This is a genomic window from Cycloclasticus pugetii PS-1 (genome assembly GCF_000384415.1).
GTDB lineage: Bacteria > Pseudomonadota > Gammaproteobacteria > Methylococcales > Cycloclasticaceae > Cycloclasticus > Cycloclasticus pugetii.
The window spans coordinates 820,230-836,307 of the sequence record NZ_ARVU01000001.1 but is presented as its reverse complement, the minus strand read 5'-3'; the positions used below and the strand labels follow the sequence as shown (position 1 = coordinate 836,307).

Genomic DNA, 16,078 nt, shown 5'->3' with positions numbered 1-16,078 from the left:
TTAAGTACTCTCTAACGACCCGTCGCTGCATCTACAGCGAGGTTATAAAATGGGTCAGAATAAAAAAACAAAACGATACAAGCGAGTGATGTAAACCCTATAGCCATTAACATACTGATGGGCGCCTCTTTTATCTGTGTATACACCACACCTTCTTTAGGTTTTGCAAAAAACGCACGCACTGATATTGGTAATAGATATGCGATGTTAAGTAATGAACTAAGCATTAAAACAGTTAACAATACCCATTGTTCAGTTTGCACCATACCTAATGCTAAATACCACTTACTCCACATGCCACCAAAAGGAGGTAGACCAATAATACTCAAACTGCCAATAGTAAATGCGGCAAAAGTGATCGGCATCACACGGCCTAAACCGTCCATATCACTAATATCCTTTTTATGCGCTGCTACTAAAATAGCCCCTGCAGCAAAAAACAAGGTGATTTTCGCAAATGCATGCATTGCAATATGCATAGATGCGCCGATTAAGCTCATCTCAACAGCCACCAGTGCGCCCAATACAATGTAACTGAGTTGGCTGATGGTTGAATACGCTAAACGTGCTTTAAGGTTATCCTTAGTCATTGCAATCAATGAGGACAATAAGATAGTTACTGCGGCAAACCAAATAAGCCAATCACCGGCTCCTGAGCTTGTAATAAAATCACTACCAAAAATATAAATCGTCACTTTAAGGATCGCAAATACACCCGTTTTCACAACGGCAACAGCATGTAACAAAGCACTGACTGGCGTAGGTGCAACCATCGCGGCAGGTAACCATTTATGGAATGGCATGATAGCCGCTTTACCAACACCGAAAACAAACAAGGCATACAGAATACCAGCATAGGCAGGATCTAGCTTACCAGCCAAAATACCGCCATCTTTAAAATCAAGCGTACCCGTTACTGACCAAGTCAGTAAAATAGCCAACAACTGAAAACCAATAGAGGTTCCCAAAAGAATACCCAAATAGATACGGCCACTGCGTTTTGCTTCTTTAGTACCCGCATGCGTAACAAGTGGATAGGTTGATAGCGTTAATATTTCATAGCAAAGAAATAAGGTAAACATATTGCCAGAAAATGCTGCCGCTAGCGTACTAGCAATGGCAATGGCAAATGCGGCATAAAAGCGTGTTTGGTTCTTTTCATGGTGACCTCGCATATAACCGATCGCATAAATGGAGGTTACTAGCCACAAAATACTCGCCACCAAGGCAAACAACATCCCTAACGGTTCTACTGAAAAACTAATATTGATGCCAGGAATCACTTCAAACACATCAAAACTTGGTCGCTCACCAGCGTTCACTTGGCCAGCAAGTGTCATCACTAATAGAGCAACCATCACGGCTGTAATGAGTGTTATTGCTTCACGAAGATTAGGTTTTTTACCCGCTAACACAATTAAAACTGACGCCACTAGCGGCATTAAGATAGCTAATTGGATTATTTGCTCGCCTGCTAAGCCGATCATTTATTCAACCTCATTCGCTAGCACCTGGAAGCAATAATTTAACCGCCTGCTCTGCCGTACCCACGGTCAGCTCAGTATTAAAACCAAAATACACATTAGCCAATACCAATACCCACATGGGGATTAGCATCATTAATGGTGCCTCTGTTGCACTTATTTGCCCTTGTTGTGGTTTATCAGCTACGTTGAAGTAGAGTACTTCAACGAGCTTCCAAACATACACAACGGCCAACAACGAACCCGTTAAGATTACACCAACAATAAACCAATTCTGTTTTTCAATCGCCGCCAGTACTAAATACCATTTAGAAATAAAACCTGCCGTACCGGGCACGCCAATTAAACTAAGCCCGCCTATCACAATCGCCCCAAAGGTCCACGGCATTTGCTTACCTAACCCAGAAAAGTGCTCAAGGCGACTAGAACTGACTCTATAAACTAAGGCACCGATTGCCATAAATAAAGCTCCCTTCATTAAGGCGTGGTTAAATAAATGCACCATAGTTGCCGTAACACCTAGGACACTTCCTAAGCCTATACCCAGCATCATATAACCAATTTGAGCCACACTAGAGTATGCCAGTAAGCGTTTACTGTCTTTCTGGTAAATGGCATAAAATGACATCGATAAAATACCCATTACGCATAACAATATAAACAACTCATCCGCTGGTGTATTTTCAATAAACGAAAAGCCAAACACTGAAAATACCATACGTAACATGACATAAACTGCAACCTTTGTTGCCGTCGCTGCAAGAAAAATAGACACAACCGTCGGCGCATAAGTGTAAGCATTAGGTAACCAAAGGTGTAATGGAAACAAGGCTAACTTTAATGCAAAGCCCACCATAATAAATGCAAAAGCGGTATGAATAGTACGATGGTTATATAACTCTGGTAACCGTTGCGATAAATCCGCCATATTAAGCGTGCCAGTCATCGCATAGAGTAAACCCACCCCAATAATAAAGAATGTTGCTCCAATCGTCCCCATAATTAGATATTGATAAGCCGCCGTCAATGCCTGACGTTGCCTACCCAAACTTATTAATGCATATGATGATAAAGACGAAATTTCTAAAAAGACAAACAAATTAAATATATCGCCTGTTTGCGCAATACCCAATAAACCGGTCAAACACAACATAAACGCCGTATAAAAAAGCGCGTGCTGCTTCTCTGGAATCTCCTTAATAACGCTTTTTAATGCGTAGGGTAAGGTTAGCGCAGCAATACCAGAAACCACCAAGGCAACCAGTGCATTTGCCGCATCAATACGGTACTCAATACCCCAAGGAGGAGCCCAGCCACCAAGTTCATAACTGATCGTATGCCCTGTGCTGACATTGATTAATTGCCAAGCCGCCATATAAAAAACTGACCAGCTCACTATCGTACTAACGGCCCAAGGCAAACGGCCATTTGGTAGCACCGCTATAATAGGTGCTGCCATTAAAGGTAAAACAACTAACAGTAGACTTAGGTGGCTTTCTATCATAATGATTGATCCTGACGATGAATATCATCTTCTTCGATAGTGCCATACGCTTCTTTGATTCGAATGACAAGCGCTAAACCCAAGGCAGTTGTTGCCACACCGACCACAATAGCCGTCAGAATTAATACATGAGGCAAGGGATTAGAGTAAAGATCGACGCCCTTTTCTATAATCGGTACCGCACCGCCTTCTACATTACTAATGCTGATATAAAGCAAAAAAACTGAGACCTGAAAAATATTCAAGCCAACAATTTTTTTTATCAAATTGCCATGACTAATAACGGTATAAAACCCAGCCATCATAATAACAATGACCAACCAGTAATTATAATGCCCAAGAATCATCTCCATAAATAACTTATTCCAATCCTGACTCAGGCTCTGATTTTAAGTTTGGTCTGCCGCGTTCAGCAAACGTAAAAAACATTAGCAACATCACAGACATTACGGTGATACCCACACCCAACTCAATGACCAAGATACCAAGATGCTGACCCGCTATTTGCGTAGCCCCTAGCACGCTGTATTCTAAATAATTACCACCTAAGATTAATGCCGCTACACCCGTTCCTGCATAAATTAATACACCTAAACTGGCAAGAAGGCGAAGAACATACGGTGAAATCACTGCTTTTGCATTATCTACGCCAAAGACTAACGCATATAAAATAATTGCTGCGCTAAAAATCACCCCCGCTTGAAAACCACCACCAGGGCCAAAATCGCCATGGAACTGAACATAAAGTGCGAACAGCAAAATAAGGGGGATAAGGAATTTTGAAACAACCCGTAAAATTAAATTATGCTTCACCGTTATCGTCTCTTTTCTCTAATTGAGGTTTACGCCGACGGCCACCAATCAACAATAGTACTGCAATACCTGCAGTAAAAATAACAGTGACTTCACCCAAGGTATCAAACCCACGATAACTCGCTAGTATCGAAGTCACCACGTTGGGCACGCCTGTATCAGATAAACTGTTACCTAAGTAATAGGGTGCTACGTGCTGATTCGCCGGTGCTGCCAAATCACCAAATGCGGGTATATCCCATGTGCCATAAATTAATAACGCACCGGTAACTAACACCACCATGAAAGGGAGCCACGGGTTATGTGTTGCTCGTTTTTCTTCTTTATTAATATCTTTGGGTGAGTAGGTCAGCCCGAGCGTTACCAACATCAACACCGTCGATATACCAGCACCCACTGCAGCCTCAGTAAAAGCCACATCAGCGGCATCCATAACCACAAACAAACCAGCTGATAGAAAACTAAATCCAGCAAATAGCATGATGACCGTAAATATACTTTTCAGACGAATAATCGCAATCGCATGGATGGCAATAAGGCTGAGCAATATAATATCAACAACATTATCTATCATTGATCACCCAACTTGCTTGAATCCGTTGTGTCGTCGTTTGAAAGTTTAGGTTTAAGCCCACCCAACATAGCCGCATTAGCGAGGGAATGTGAGGCAGTAGGACTAGTAAAAAAAATAAACACGAAAATTAGAAATAATTTAAAACTGGCTATTGTTAAGCCTGCCTGAAAAGCTAACCCTAATAAAAAAAGTCCTGCACATAAGGTGTCTGTAATACCAACGGCATGAAGTCTTGTATAAAAATCAGGGAAACGCAGTATACCGATACCACCAACAATACCCAGAAAACTACCCAATGCTAAACAGACCCAGCTGAGTATATCCATCATCATTTTTCTTTCATCTTCTGTTCGTTATTAACTACCGTCTTACCTTCAGTATAAAAATTACCCTGCTCAATTAATTTTAAAACAGCAACCACGCCAATAAAGTTAATCAGCGCGTAAACCAACGCAATATCAAGCAAGTCATGTCGATCAGTCAAAAAGGCATAGACAGCAATTAATAAAATTGTTTTAGTGCCCAACATATTCATTGCCGCAATACGGTCATAAACCGTTGGCCCCAGTAAAGCTCTTACCAAGGGCAATAAAATAACAACTAAAATGGCGAGTGTTGCGGCAGCGTACATCATAAAGCGTGTTCTGGCATATCAGGAACCGCCTTGCCCATCTCACCCGATTTTAAATGAGCAGCGCCTTCTTTACTTAACGCATGTACTTCAATTTCATCGTCTGATAACTTCAAGGTCACAGTGCCTGGTGTCAGCGTAATCGCATTAGCATAAATAACTTTACTTAAGTCAGTTTCTTTACTGGCGCGAAGTGTAACAACTTGCGGACTAATATTAACAGGCCCAAGCGTCAGAATCCGTTTCGCCACATCAATATTAGATTTAATAATTTCCGCTCCTAAGTAAAAGTAATAATGTAACAAGCGTAAACTTAGATGAAAAGGGTAACTTTCATGATCAATAATATCCATTCGCCTTGCAAGATAGACACTGATCACCGTAGATAAAACACCTAACCCGATCAACAACGTTTCGGTATGCCCTGAGAGCATAAACCAGAATATAAAAATTGTACTCGCTACAACCACTGTTCTCATTATTTTAACTTTCCATGTACCTTAGTTTTAGAAACCTCAAGCTGAAAATAGTATAGCTGGGGTATTTCAAGAACAAAAGAAAATAGATCGAAATAATAGCGAATCCGATGCGGTGTCTGAAAAACGATTAAATTAAACTTTGCCGGTCACTCCCACTTACCAGAACCGATTTTTTTCCAATAAGCAGTTTATACAAGATCTGTTAGGATGATAGATAAGGTGCTTACCAACGTTGATATTTTTTTATACGCTAACAATGGGCAAATATGAAAAACACAGGTGCGTCGTCAAAGACTAATTGGCATGGAATTTCCTCCGACCTTACACTGGAGGCCCTAGGCTCCTCACAAAACGGCTTGACTAAAATCGACGCTGAAGCTCGTTTTTCCACCCATGGTCCCAACCGAATGCCACAAGCACCCCGTCGTAACTCCTTGGTACGCTTTCTTCTGCATTTTCATAATATCCTTATCTATGTACTACTCGGCGCTGCTCTAATTACCGCCCTTCTAGGTCATTGGGTCGATACTTGGGTTATTTTGACGGTGGTCGTTGTTAACGCCATTATCGGCTTTATGCAAGAAGGAAAAGCCGAACAGGCTATGGATGCCATCCGCCATATGCTAGCGCCTCAAGCCAATGTTGTTCGTGCTGGAGAGCGCGCCAATATCGCTGGCGAGCAATTGGTTCCCGGCGATATCGTCATACTGGAGGCCGGTGATAAAGTGCCCGCTGACCTTCGAATAATTAACGCACATGGATTAACTGTGCAAGAAGCAATTTTAACCGGTGAATCTGTACCAGTGGATAAACACACACACTCAGTTGCCGAGAATGCCGCCTTAGGAGACCGTAGCTGTATGGCTTACTCCGGCACCCTCGTCACTAGTGGTCAGGGCAAAGGGGTGATAGTGGCGACAGGGTCAGACACTGAGATCGGTCGAATCAGTGGACTACTATCGCAAATCGAAACGCTGACAACACCGTTAGTGACACAGATGAATGTGTTTGCCAAATGGCTGACCATTTTGATTCTTGTCATCGCTGTGATCTTATTGGCATTCGGCTACTTTGTTGCACATTACGATTTTACTGAGATATTCATGGCTGTAGTGGGGCTTTCTGTGGCGGCGATTCCTGAAGGCCTACCAGCAGTCCTTACTATTACCTTGGCTATTGGTGTGCAAGCCATGGCTCAGCGCAACGCCATCGTACGACGCTTGCCTGCCATAGAAACGCTTGGGTCGGTATCAGTCATTTGCACAGATAAAACTGGCACCCTAACTCGCAATGAAATGATGGTTTCCTCTGTACTCACTCACAGCCATCTTTTTACCCTAGAAGGTAGTGGCTATGAACCCAAAGGTTCACTCATGCTGGAGGACGCTTTTGTGTCTCCAGCGGAACACGCCGTACTGGAAGAGTTGGCCCGCGCCTCAATACTCTGCAATGATGCCTCGCTGCGCGAACACAATGGGGCCTGGATTGTTGAAGGCGACCCAATGGAAGGCGCGCTACTAAGCTTCGCCGGAAAAATGGATTTGAATACCCGTCAAGAACAAGTTAGCTGGGCGCGAACCGATGCCATTCCTTTTGACGCTAAACATCAGTTTATGGCAACACTCAATCACGATCATGAGCATCACGCTTCTATACATGTAAAGGGTGCGCCAGAACGTATGCTCGCCATGTGCGCAAATCAACGAAGCGCCAATGGTGGCACTGAACCTTTAGATACCGTTTATTGGAGCGAGCAGGCAGACGCCATTGCCGCACTCGGTCAACGTGTACTGGCGATTGCGGTTAATCCCACTTCACCAGCACACACAGTATTAGAACATGCAGAGGTATCGGGTTCGTTAACGTTGATTGGCATGTTGGGAATGATTGACCCGCCCAGACAAGAGGCCATTACAGCGGTAGCAGAGTGTCATGATGCTGGCATACAAGTAAAAATGATTACTGGTGATCACACGAAAACAGCTGCTGCCATCGGTAAGCAGGTTGGTCTACAAAACACGACTAAAGTCCTCAGCGGTAAAGAGCTTGATGAACTTGATGACACAGCACTGAGTCAAGCAATATTAGAATGCGATATATTTGCCCGCACCAACCCAGAGCATAAATTACGCTTGGTCATGGCCTTACAAGCCCACGGAAAGACCGTTGCGATGACTGGTGATGGTGTTAACGATGCACCCGCGCTAAAGAGAGCTGATGCCGGTATTGCCATGGGGTTAAAGGGCAGTGAAGCGGCAAAAGAAGCAGCAGACCTAGTATTAGCCGATGACAACTTTGCTTCCATTGTGGCCGCTGTACGCGAAGGTCGCACGGTATACGATAACTTAAAAAAAGTCCTCAGCTGGACGCTACCGACCAACGCCGGTGAAGCCATGACAATCGTATTAGCCTTGCTTTTGGGAATGACGCTACCGATCACCCCGATTCAAATTCTATGGGTTAACCTGATTACCGCCATAACACTGGGCATTGCTTTGGCGTTTGAACCCACCGAGAAAAACACCATGCGGCGACCACCGCGATCACGTCATGAACTACTATTAAATGGTGGTTTGCTTTGGCATATCGTACTAGTATCGTTTCTGTTTCTCTGTGGCGTCTTTGGCACTTACAGCTACGCCATAGATAATGGTTATTCAGTCAATTTAGCAAGAACCATCGCGCTAAACACCTTGGTCGTGATGGAAATCTTTCATCTGTTTTTTATTCGAAACATTTATAGTGCCTCATTAACTTGGCAGGGAGTACGCGGCACCAAAGTCGTCTGGGCTGTTGTTATCTCCATAACGATTGCACAATTTGCTATTACCTATTTGCCGTTACTACAAACAATTTTTTCCACTGAGTCTATCCCCTTCTTAGACGGTCTTATCATTATCGCGGTTGGTATCGCACTGTTTACTATTATTGAGGCAGAAAAACAGATGCGGCTCGCATTCCAAAAAATGAAAGGAGAGTGATGGAAAAATCCAACTTTATACATACTACAACCTTCTATAAGCCAACCACTGGAGAAAAAAGTGAACGGTTTTGTTGATGCTAAACAGATAACGCTTATGGGCATAGCGCTAGCTATAGGTCTTCTTATCGGTGCCGAACGTGGCTGGAAATCCCGTGAAGCAAAAGACGGTGAAAGGATAGCTGGCCTGCGAACATATGGTCTGACAGGGCTTCTGGGTGGCGGAGCTGGTTTGCTGTCACAGTACCTTGATGCAATGGTATTAGGTTTTATTTTTTTGGGATTCTCTATCACCGTAGCAACGGCCTATACAGTGCAGCGAAACAATAGCGAAGATGCCAGCATTACCAGCCTCATTACAATGCTGCTGACCTTTATATTGGGCGTATTTGCTACCCTAGAGCATGTAGATCTGGCAGCATCTATCGCTGTACTGACAGCAATATTATTACGATATAAAGAGGCATTACATGGCTGGTTAAAAAAACTAGAAAAAAAGGAACTGCATGCCGCTTTGCAACTTCTTCTTATTTCTGTCGTTCTTCTGCCTATCCTCCCCGACCGTGGTTATGGGCCTTGGCAAGCTTTAAATCCCTATGAAATATGGTGGATGGTTGTTCTCATCGCAAGCATTTCATTCAGCGGTTATTTTGCGATGAAGATAGCTGGGCCAAGCAGAGGGGTCATCTTAACTGCACTAGCAGCAGGTATGGCATCATCCACTGCCTTGACCTTGCATTATGCTCGGTTATCCCAAAAGCAAGAGACCATGAGGAACCTGCTAGCGGCAGGTATCTTACTTGCCTGTGGCACCATGTTTCCTCGTGTTCTATTGGTTTCTAGCCTTATCAATCCAGCGCTGTTCAGTAAACTACTGGTTCCCATGTCAGTTATGATGGCTGTGGTTTTATTATCATCACTTGTCATCTGGCATAAAAAAGCCGCTCAGACACCCGCTAAGATGACCCATTTGATTAATCCACTAGAGCTAAAATCTGCACTGTTTTTCGGCGCTTTATTGGTGCTCGTCATCTTGTTAAGTAAGGCAGCGATTGATTATTTTGGTGAAGCGGGTATTTATTTGATGGCAATGATATCGGGCATTGCCGATGTGGACCCGATTAACCTGGCACTGTCTAGAATGAGTACCACCGATTTATCAGTCAACCTCGCCGCATTGGGCATTGTTATTGCTGCATCGTCAAACACGCTTGTTAAAGCATTATTAGCCAGCTTTATTGGCGGCCCGGGGCTGGGGATGCGCGTTCTACTGCCATTATTGGCTGCGTCTGCAGTTGGACTTACAACTGCTTGGCTAATGTGATGAGTTTTCTTGTGATTGGTGCTCTAGCCTCTTCTCCAACAGGTTCTGCTAAATAATATTAAAATTGATTGTTTTAATCATCTACTGTGGGTTATGCACAATGTTCGTTATAAATTTCAGTGACGCGCCTAAACAGCCTTTAATGTTCGTTGCGCCTTGATCCATTGCACCCACTCGCTTAAACCATCGCCCTTTGTCGCTGAGAGTTCAATAATTATTAAGTTCGGATTGATCTGCTTAGCGTATTCGACACATTTATCCATATTGAAATCAACATAGGGCAACAGATCAGTTTTATTAATGATCATCAAATCCGCTGCATAAAAAATATCTGGGTATTTAAGCGGTTTGTCTTCGCCTTCGGTTACTGACAGCATAACGACCTTGTAGGCCTCGCCAAGATCAAATGGTGCCGGACAGACCAGATTGCCTACATTTTCGATAAATAACACGCCTTTATCTGCTGGGTTTAAGTCCTCAATGGCATGCCCCACCTGATGAGCATCCAAGTGACAACCCTTACCGGTATTAATCTGAATAGCCTTCGCGCCAGAATTGCGAATGCGCTCAGCATCCAGTTGACTGCTCTGATCGCCTTCAATCACATTAATGTCCAGCTGATCTTTCAACGCATCAATCGTTGCCGTTAATAATGAAGTTTTACCAGAGCCTGGACTGGAGATAATATTCAATGCAAAAATCTCATGTTGCTGTAAATACTGTCTATTTTTTGCTGCATAGCGTTTGTTTTTTCCCAGCACATCCTTTTCTAATTGCACCAATCGAAGATCAGCCGTATCAGTTGCATTCTCTTTGCTAGTATGTTGATGGTTTACTGTTTCAGTCGAACCGCAGCCACAAGTGGTACACATAAATCTCTCCTAATTAACAATCAAGTCTCTCACTCGCATCTCCAGTCCAGACTGGATATCCAAGCTAAAGGATTGGCAGTCGGGACAAGGCGTATGTAGTTCAAAAACTTTTGTTTCGCAACCACATTGTTGGCATATTGCCTGCCCTGGCATGGTTACAATATCCAGAATCGCGCCGTCGGCTACGCTATTTTTCATCACTATATCAAAACCAAATCGCAATGCCTCTGGCTCAACACACGAAAGCGCTCCAATTTCTAAACACACTTTTTTTACTGATGTGTAGCCCTGAGTGTCTGCATTATCATCAATAATGCTTAGTACACCCTCTAACAACGATAGTTCATGCATAAGCAGTACTAAGCTCCATCATTTCATGATCATCAAATAGCACGCTTTGCTCTGACCGTTGACAACAGTGCTCAACAAAGTCCTTTGCTAACCGTAGGTTATCAGTGGCTATCGACGACAATGGCTGACCTAACTCAAATGCATAACCAGCCATTTTCAATAAATAACAGGCTGGTGGTGCTGTTTTATACACCTGCTGGTAAACCGCTAATAACGCATCTGGTGTCAATGCGTGCGAGGTATAACTTTGCCCGACTTCAGGCTGGCAACGCGTTAGAAGATAGGGGCTATTGATTTGGCTATCTGCATCAATAAACAATACGGTTTGATAATCGACCAAGTCCATGACGTTTTCTATTTGTAATTGGTACGCCGTTAACACATCGATATGTTGCCAATGTCTTAGCGACTTAAGCGATTCAATATGTTCGGCAACTAAAGGCCCTAAGCCATCATCACCTCGCGCTGGATTGCCATAACCAATAATCAGCAGCTTAGCCACTTACTTCACCCTGACTATTTTTAACCAGTTGCTGTAATAACTTTCCTTCAACATCGCGTAACTCCACCTGTAATGGCATTTTACCAAGAGCATGAGTGGCGCAAGACAAGCAAGGATCATAAGCACGAATGGCTACTTCGATATAATTTAACAGCCCTTCTGTCAGTTCCTGACCATCCAAATAACGGGCGGCAACCTGCCGCACAGATTCATTCATTGCCTGGTTATTGCTCGTGGTTGAAACGATTAGATTGGCTTTTGTCACAATATCATCTTCGTTAATTTCATAATGATGAAACAAGGTGCCACGCGGTGCTTCAATCACCCCGATACCTTCCAACCGTTTTTCACCCGTAACAACTAAATCTTTCCCCTGCAAGTCGGCGTCATGCAACAGTGCTTTAATTGATTCGGCGCAATGAAGAATTTCAATCATTCTGGCCCAATGAAAAGCGAGTGAGCTTTGTACCATTCCCATCGCATCACCCCCTGCTTGAGCTTTAAATGCCACACGCGCCTGCTCAGCAGCAGGCGTAGTAATGAGGTCACACAAGTTAACTCGGGCTAAGGGTCCAACACGGTACCAGCCATCATCTACACCTAATGACTCAAAAAATGGAAACTTCATATAAGTCCACGGCTTCACTTCCTCGTGGATCACTTGATGATAATGACGGTAATCAAAATGGTCGAACACAGGATGACCGTTACGATCTATACCGCGTAAACCGCCATGATAAAGCTCCAACTCACCAGAAGAGCCGGTCAACCCCATAAAGCCACTTTTGATGGTGGCAAATTCATTGTTAAAAGGGACATCCGCTAAATGAATATCAGCCGCTAACTTAACCGCTGCCTTACTCCACTCAATAACATCATCAATATCATTCAGTAAATAATTAACCTCATCAGGCGTTAATGATTTATTCATTCCACCTGCAATAGCCCCCGTTCCATGTATGCGTTTACCAGTAACAATCCGAATCACTTCTTGACCAAATTTTCGCAGTTTAATGCCCTGCATGCTAAGTTCAGGGTAGTCAGCTAATAAACCAAGGATATTGCGTTTACTTTTGTCACTGCTAAAACCAAATAGCAAGTCAGGTGAGGCTAAATAAAAAAAGTGTAACGCATGTGACTGTAACACCTGGCCGAAGTGTAGCAACTTACGCAGCTTTTCTGCCGAAGGCGTTAGTTGATCCACACCGACTAATTGATCAATGGCTTTTGCCGCAGCTAAATGATGGCTAACAGGGCAAATTCCACATAAACGTTGCACTAAAACCGGTAGCTCCCAGTAGGGGCGGCCTCGAATAAAACGCTCAAAGCCCCTGAATTCAACAATATGTAAGCGCGCTTGCGCGACATGATTGTTTTCATCTAACAGTAACGTAACCTTGCCATGCCCTTCTACACGGCTAACAGGGTCAATAACAACTCGTCGCAGTGACTCCGAATTAGATGCTTGCTGGTCTGTCGTGCTCATAAGTTCAACATCTCATTAATCATAATGCATTAGTTCGCCTGGCAAGGTCGGTTCGCGCCCTGCAAGTAAATCGGTAATAAATGTCCATATCGCATCAGCTGATGGTGGGCAGCCTGGTAGCGAATAATCAACCTTGACGATTTCATGAACCGGATAAACCTTGTCTAATAACAAAGGCAGTTCTGGGTCATTAGGGATTTGCGGATTCACTACGCCAAGCCCATCAATATACGACTCTTCAAGACATTCTTTTAGCGATATCTTATTGCGCAATGCCGGCAGCCCGCCATTAATGGCACAGGCCCCAACAGCAATCAAGGTCTTACAGTTTTTTCGAAATTCTCGTAATACATGCACATTTTCCGCATTGCAGACCCCACCTTCTATCAAGCCTATATCTGAATGATGACAATTTTTTATATCAGTCAATGGCGAACGATCAAACACCGCCACTTCCGCCAAACCGGTTATACGCTCATCAATGTCCAACAAGGACATATGACAACCGAAACAACCAGCCAGTGATGTTGTAGCGATACTAATTTTGGCGGTCATTTTCCACCTTATTCAGCTCTGTTCCATCAATGCTCTTTTTGTCATAAGTACGTTCACCGATGGGCACATCAAATGCTTTTCTTTTAATTAAAATCGCCCCTACTGGGCAAACGTGGGCCGCTTTATCGTTCACATCAAGGTCGCTGTCGTGTAATGTCCCTGACGGGGAATTAACAATCAATTCGCTCTCAATACCTCGTCCACTGATCGCAAACACATTTTTTTGGTCAACATCGCGACTTGCTCGGACACATAATTCACAAAAAATACAGCGATCTCGATCCAACATAATATCGGCGTGTGAGGCATCTATTTCACGCAGGGGAAACAAATGAGGAAAATGAGCATCGAACATTTTTAAATGATAAGCCAGCGCTTGTAACTCACAATCTCCACTCTTTTCGCAAGAAGGACATAAATGATTGCCCTCAACAAACAACATTTGTGTAATGCTGCGACGTGAAGCATTCATTTCATCGCTATTATTATCGACCACTTGGCCTTCACTCGCTGGCGTTGTACAGGCAGAGCAAGCCCGACCATTCACCTTAACAACGCAAACCTTACAGCTACCATGGGGTGCAAACTCGGGCTGGTAACACAGGTGAGGAATATAAATTCCAGCCGCTGACGCAGCCTCAATAATCGTCTGACCTTGCTGAAAAGGAACCTGTTGCCCATCAATTACTATCGACAGCGTTTTCATTCGTTAAATTGCTCCAGATGGGCATCCGCATCCGTTCTACCGGTCAGCACACGTGCTTGCTGTAAAGCCTGTTCAAGATCAATAGCAGGGGTAAACGCCTGATCTTTAAGCTTGGCCTGATAGTACTCGGGGAAATAAGTCAATGAGTCCATTATTGGGTTGGTCGCCGTTTGACCTAATCCACAATGGCTGTAATCTTTCAGCAAATGACTTAGTTTTTTTAATTCTGCAAGGTCATTCTCACTCCCCATGCCGTTAACTACCTTATCGAGCGTGTTCTTCACCAGCGTTGTGCCCACTCGACACGGTGTACAAAAACCACAACTTTCATGGGCAAAGAAATGGGTAAAGTTAGTCGCTATTGCTAAAGGATCACGGCTCTCATCAAAGATCATAAATGAACCGCCCGTTGGCAAATCTTCAAAGCTAATCTGTCGCTTAAAATCGGTGTTCGCCACCAGTGCTCCCGATGGCCCACCCACTTGCACACAACGTGTATGGCTAGCACCGCAATCAATAAGGACCTGCTCAATAGTCGTGCCAAAAGGATATTCATAAATACCTGGGCGAGCACAATCGCCAGAAATACTTAGCAAGCGGCTTCCGGGAGAGTCTTCCGTACCGACCTGATTATAAGATGAAGCGCCTGCTAGCGCTATTTTCGCCGCTGCGGCAAATGTTTCTACATTATTGATGACCGTCGGTTTATCAAGATAACCATGCGTCACAGGAAAAGGCGGTCTTATCCGTGGGACACCTCGCTTACCTTCCAGCGACTCGAGCAAGGCGGATTCTTCACCACAAATATATGCCCCTGCACCCATGCGAATCTCTATATCAAAATCAAAGCCTTCGACACCTGCAATGGCTTGACCCAACAAGTGAATTTGTCTACGTTGATCAATGATCTGTTGTAATTTTTGTCGCAGAAAAAGATATTCTCCACGCAAATAAATAAAGCCTTGAGAGGCACCAATAAGACGCCCGCACAGCGTCATCCCTTCGATCACTTGATCGGCATAATTATTCAGCAAAACACGGTCTTTGAAGGTACCTGGCTCACCTTCATCTGCATTACAAACCACATAATGTGCATCAGCTTCGATCTGTCGACAAAAACGCCATTTATTCACCGTAGGAAACCCTGCACCACCACAGCCACGTAGGCCAGACTGCTCCAACTCAATCAAGCTGTTTTCAATGCCGCGATCAAGCAAGGTCTTAATGGCTGATCCCGCTTCAATACCTTGTTGCAATAAAAAACCGCGTTGTTGAATATTATCTTCACTATGAAACAAATCAGCTGGCCACTCACTGATTGATTCACCTTGTTCGATGAGATTAACAATCCGCTCAACGCGATCGGTATCTAATGCGACCACTGCAATACCGTTAATAAGTGCTGCGGGACCCTGATCACAAAAGCCGGTGCACGAGGTGGTCGCAATGCTCACTTTGCCATCACTGCGAATGGTCTCTGGCTGAATATCAAGCTTCTGACAAAATGCATCCATTACTGTTTGGAAACCGTGCAGGGTATCAATAATACAATCACTTAACAGAATGCGGTAAGTCCCAACGGGTTCTGAATGTAGGAAACTATAAAATTCGATAACGCTATGAATTTGGCTACGGGGAATATTCAGAAGATGCGCTGTTTGTTCAACGGTATCTGTCGAAAGAAAGCCAAAGTGGTTTTGCAAGGCCTGTAAAATATCAATCAGCCGTGCGGGGTCAGCCGCATGCTCATCAATAATTGTACTGATTTTGGTTTCCATCATCTCTTTCCAAAGCGATTAAACCTGCACAAATTTGAT

17 protein-coding genes are annotated in these 16,078 nt (G+C 43.9%); 2 read left to right on the top strand and 15 right to left on the bottom strand.

Annotated features, from left to right (window positions below; all coding sequences use genetic code 11):
- Positions 1–11 precede the first annotated feature (11 nt).
- Genes CYCPU_RS0104080 through CYCPU_RS0104045 form a run of 8 tightly spaced genes read right to left on the bottom strand, consistent with a single transcriptional unit; the run spans position 12 to position 5,485 of the window.
- Positions 12–1,487 carry a monovalent cation/H+ antiporter subunit D family protein gene (locus CYCPU_RS0104080; protein WP_020162002.1) on the bottom strand — a complete coding sequence of 492 codons (1,476 nt, stop codon included), beginning with the start codon at positions 1,485–1,487 and terminating at the stop codon, positions 12–14.
- A 10-nt stretch (positions 1,488–1,497) separates the two neighbouring features.
- Positions 1,498–2,988 (bottom strand): monovalent cation/H+ antiporter subunit D family protein, encoded by a 1,491-nt coding sequence (locus tag CYCPU_RS0104075; RefSeq protein WP_020162001.1) that lies wholly within the window; start codon positions 2,986–2,988, stop codon positions 1,498–1,500.
- Positions 2,985–3,341 carry a cation:proton antiporter subunit C gene (locus CYCPU_RS0104070; protein WP_015005610.1) on the bottom strand — a complete coding sequence of 119 codons (357 nt, stop codon included), beginning with the start codon at positions 3,339–3,341 and terminating at the stop codon, positions 2,985–2,987. Before CYCPU_RS0104070 ends, CYCPU_RS0104075 begins: the two co-directional genes overlap by 4 nt.
- Positions 3,342–3,348: 7 nt before the next feature.
- On the bottom strand, positions 3,349–3,801 hold the full coding sequence (locus CYCPU_RS0104065) for a Na(+)/H(+) antiporter subunit B (protein WP_015005609.1): 453 nt from the start codon (positions 3,799–3,801) through the stop codon (positions 3,349–3,351).
- Positions 3,791–4,375, bottom strand: coding sequence for a DUF4040 domain-containing protein (locus CYCPU_RS0104060; protein ID WP_020162000.1), 585 nt, complete (start codon positions 4,373–4,375; stop codon positions 3,791–3,793). Before CYCPU_RS0104060 ends, CYCPU_RS0104065 begins: the two co-directional genes overlap by 11 nt.
- A complete protein-coding gene (gene mnhG, locus CYCPU_RS0104055; RefSeq protein WP_033422297.1) occupies positions 4,372–4,707 on the bottom strand; it encodes a monovalent cation/H(+) antiporter subunit G in 336 nt (111 codons plus the stop codon). Before mnhG ends, CYCPU_RS0104060 begins: the two co-directional genes overlap by 4 nt.
- Positions 4,704–5,009 carry an MrpF/PhaF family protein gene (locus tag CYCPU_RS0104050; protein WP_016389583.1) on the bottom strand — a complete coding sequence of 102 codons (306 nt, stop codon included), beginning with the start codon at positions 5,007–5,009 and terminating at the stop codon, positions 4,704–4,706. Before CYCPU_RS0104050 ends, mnhG begins: the two co-directional genes overlap by 4 nt.
- Entirely contained in the window at positions 5,006–5,485 is a 480-nt protein-coding gene (locus tag CYCPU_RS0104045) for a Na+/H+ antiporter subunit E (protein WP_020161999.1), read from the bottom strand. Before CYCPU_RS0104045 ends, CYCPU_RS0104050 begins: the two co-directional genes overlap by 4 nt.
- A gap of 266 nt (positions 5,486–5,751) precedes the next feature.
- Here CYCPU_RS0104045 and CYCPU_RS0104040 point away from each other — a divergent pair, with 266 nt between their 5' ends.
- Positions 5,752–8,466, top strand: coding sequence for a cation-transporting P-type ATPase (locus tag CYCPU_RS0104040; RefSeq protein WP_020161998.1), 2,715 nt, complete (start codon positions 5,752–5,754; stop codon positions 8,464–8,466).
- 60 nt (positions 8,467–8,526) lie between these two features.
- Complete coding sequence (locus CYCPU_RS0104035; protein ID WP_015005603.1) at positions 8,527–9,789, top strand: MgtC/SapB family protein; 1,263 nt, start codon at positions 8,527–8,529, stop codon at positions 9,787–9,789.
- A gap of 128 nt (positions 9,790–9,917) precedes the next feature.
- Here the strand turns inward: CYCPU_RS0104035 and hypB are convergent, their stop codons facing one another.
- Genes hypB through CYCPU_RS0104000 form a run of 7 tightly spaced genes read right to left on the bottom strand, consistent with a single transcriptional unit; the run spans position 9,918 to position 16,042 of the window.
- Positions 9,918–10,661, bottom strand: coding sequence for a hydrogenase nickel incorporation protein HypB (hypB, locus tag CYCPU_RS0104030; RefSeq protein ID WP_020161997.1), 744 nt, complete (start codon positions 10,659–10,661; stop codon positions 9,918–9,920).
- Between the two features lie 9 nt (positions 10,662–10,670).
- Positions 10,671–11,012, bottom strand: coding sequence for a hydrogenase maturation nickel metallochaperone HypA (hypA, locus tag CYCPU_RS0104025; RefSeq protein ID WP_020161996.1), 342 nt, complete (start codon positions 11,010–11,012; stop codon positions 10,671–10,673).
- Positions 11,005–11,514, bottom strand: coding sequence for a hydrogenase maturation protease (locus tag CYCPU_RS0104020; RefSeq protein WP_016389590.1), 510 nt, complete (start codon positions 11,512–11,514; stop codon positions 11,005–11,007). The genes hypA and CYCPU_RS0104020 overlap by 8 nt, the downstream gene beginning before the upstream one ends.
- Positions 11,507–13,000 carry a Ni/Fe hydrogenase subunit alpha gene (locus CYCPU_RS0104015; RefSeq protein WP_020161995.1) on the bottom strand — a complete coding sequence of 498 codons (1,494 nt, stop codon included), beginning with the start codon at positions 12,998–13,000 and terminating at the stop codon, positions 11,507–11,509. Before CYCPU_RS0104015 ends, CYCPU_RS0104020 begins: the two co-directional genes overlap by 8 nt.
- Positions 13,001–13,015: 15 nt before the next feature.
- Positions 13,016–13,555, bottom strand: coding sequence for an NADH-quinone oxidoreductase subunit B family protein (locus CYCPU_RS0104010; protein ID WP_015005598.1), 540 nt, complete (start codon positions 13,553–13,555; stop codon positions 13,016–13,018).
- Entirely contained in the window at positions 13,539–14,261 is a 723-nt protein-coding gene (locus CYCPU_RS0104005) for a 2Fe-2S iron-sulfur cluster-binding protein (RefSeq protein WP_015005597.1), read from the bottom strand. The genes CYCPU_RS0104010 and CYCPU_RS0104005 overlap by 17 nt, the downstream gene beginning before the upstream one ends.
- Positions 14,258–16,042 carry an NAD(P)H-dependent oxidoreductase subunit E gene (locus CYCPU_RS0104000; RefSeq protein WP_232228569.1) on the bottom strand — a complete coding sequence of 595 codons (1,785 nt, stop codon included), beginning with the start codon at positions 16,040–16,042 and terminating at the stop codon, positions 14,258–14,260. The genes CYCPU_RS0104005 and CYCPU_RS0104000 overlap by 4 nt, the downstream gene beginning before the upstream one ends.
- Between the last annotated feature and the right edge of the window lie 36 nt (positions 16,043–16,078).

What these genes read in the sequence shown, in the direction of transcription:
- CYCPU_RS0104080 (WP_020162002.1), bottom strand. Translation starts at nt 1,487, where the DNA reads ATGATCGGCTTAGCAGGCGAGCAAATAATCCAATTAGCTATCTTAATG.
- CYCPU_RS0104075 (WP_020162001.1), bottom strand. Translation starts at nt 2,988, where the DNA reads ATGATAGAAAGCCACCTAAGTCTACTGTTAGTTGTTTTACCTTTAATG.
- CYCPU_RS0104060 (WP_020162000.1), bottom strand. Translation starts at nt 4,375, where the DNA reads ATGATAGATAATGTTGTTGATATTATATTGCTCAGCCTTATTGCCATC.
- CYCPU_RS0104070 (WP_015005610.1), bottom strand. Translation starts at nt 3,341, where the DNA reads ATGGAGATGATTCTTGGGCATTATAATTACTGGTTGGTCATTGTTATT.
- CYCPU_RS0104040 (WP_020161998.1), top strand. Translation starts at nt 5,752, where the DNA reads ATGAAAAACACAGGTGCGTCGTCAAAGACTAATTGGCATGGAATTTCC.
- CYCPU_RS0104015 (WP_020161995.1), bottom strand. Translation starts at nt 13,000, where the DNA reads ATGAGCACGACAGACCAGCAAGCATCTAATTCGGAGTCACTGCGACGA.
- hypA (WP_020161996.1), bottom strand. Translation starts at nt 11,012, where the DNA reads ATGCATGAACTATCGTTGTTAGAGGGTGTACTAAGCATTATTGATGAT.
- hypB (WP_020161997.1), bottom strand. Translation starts at nt 10,661, where the DNA reads ATGTGTACCACTTGTGGCTGCGGTTCGACTGAAACAGTAAACCATCAA.
- CYCPU_RS0104050 (WP_016389583.1), bottom strand. Translation starts at nt 5,009, where the DNA reads ATGATGTACGCTGCCGCAACACTCGCCATTTTAGTTGTTATTTTATTG.
- CYCPU_RS0104010 (WP_015005598.1), bottom strand. Translation starts at nt 13,555, where the DNA reads ATGACCGCCAAAATTAGTATCGCTACAACATCACTGGCTGGTTGTTTC.
- mnhG (WP_033422297.1), bottom strand. Translation starts at nt 4,707, where the DNA reads ATGATGATGGATATACTCAGCTGGGTCTGTTTAGCATTGGGTAGTTTT.
- CYCPU_RS0104045 (WP_020161999.1), bottom strand. Translation starts at nt 5,485, where the DNA reads ATGAGAACAGTGGTTGTAGCGAGTACAATTTTTATATTCTGGTTTATG.
- CYCPU_RS0104000 (WP_232228569.1), bottom strand. Translation starts at nt 16,042, where the DNA reads ATGATGGAAACCAAAATCAGTACAATTATTGATGAGCATGCGGCTGAC.
- CYCPU_RS0104005 (WP_015005597.1), bottom strand. Translation starts at nt 14,261, where the DNA reads ATGAAAACGCTGTCGATAGTAATTGATGGGCAACAGGTTCCTTTTCAG.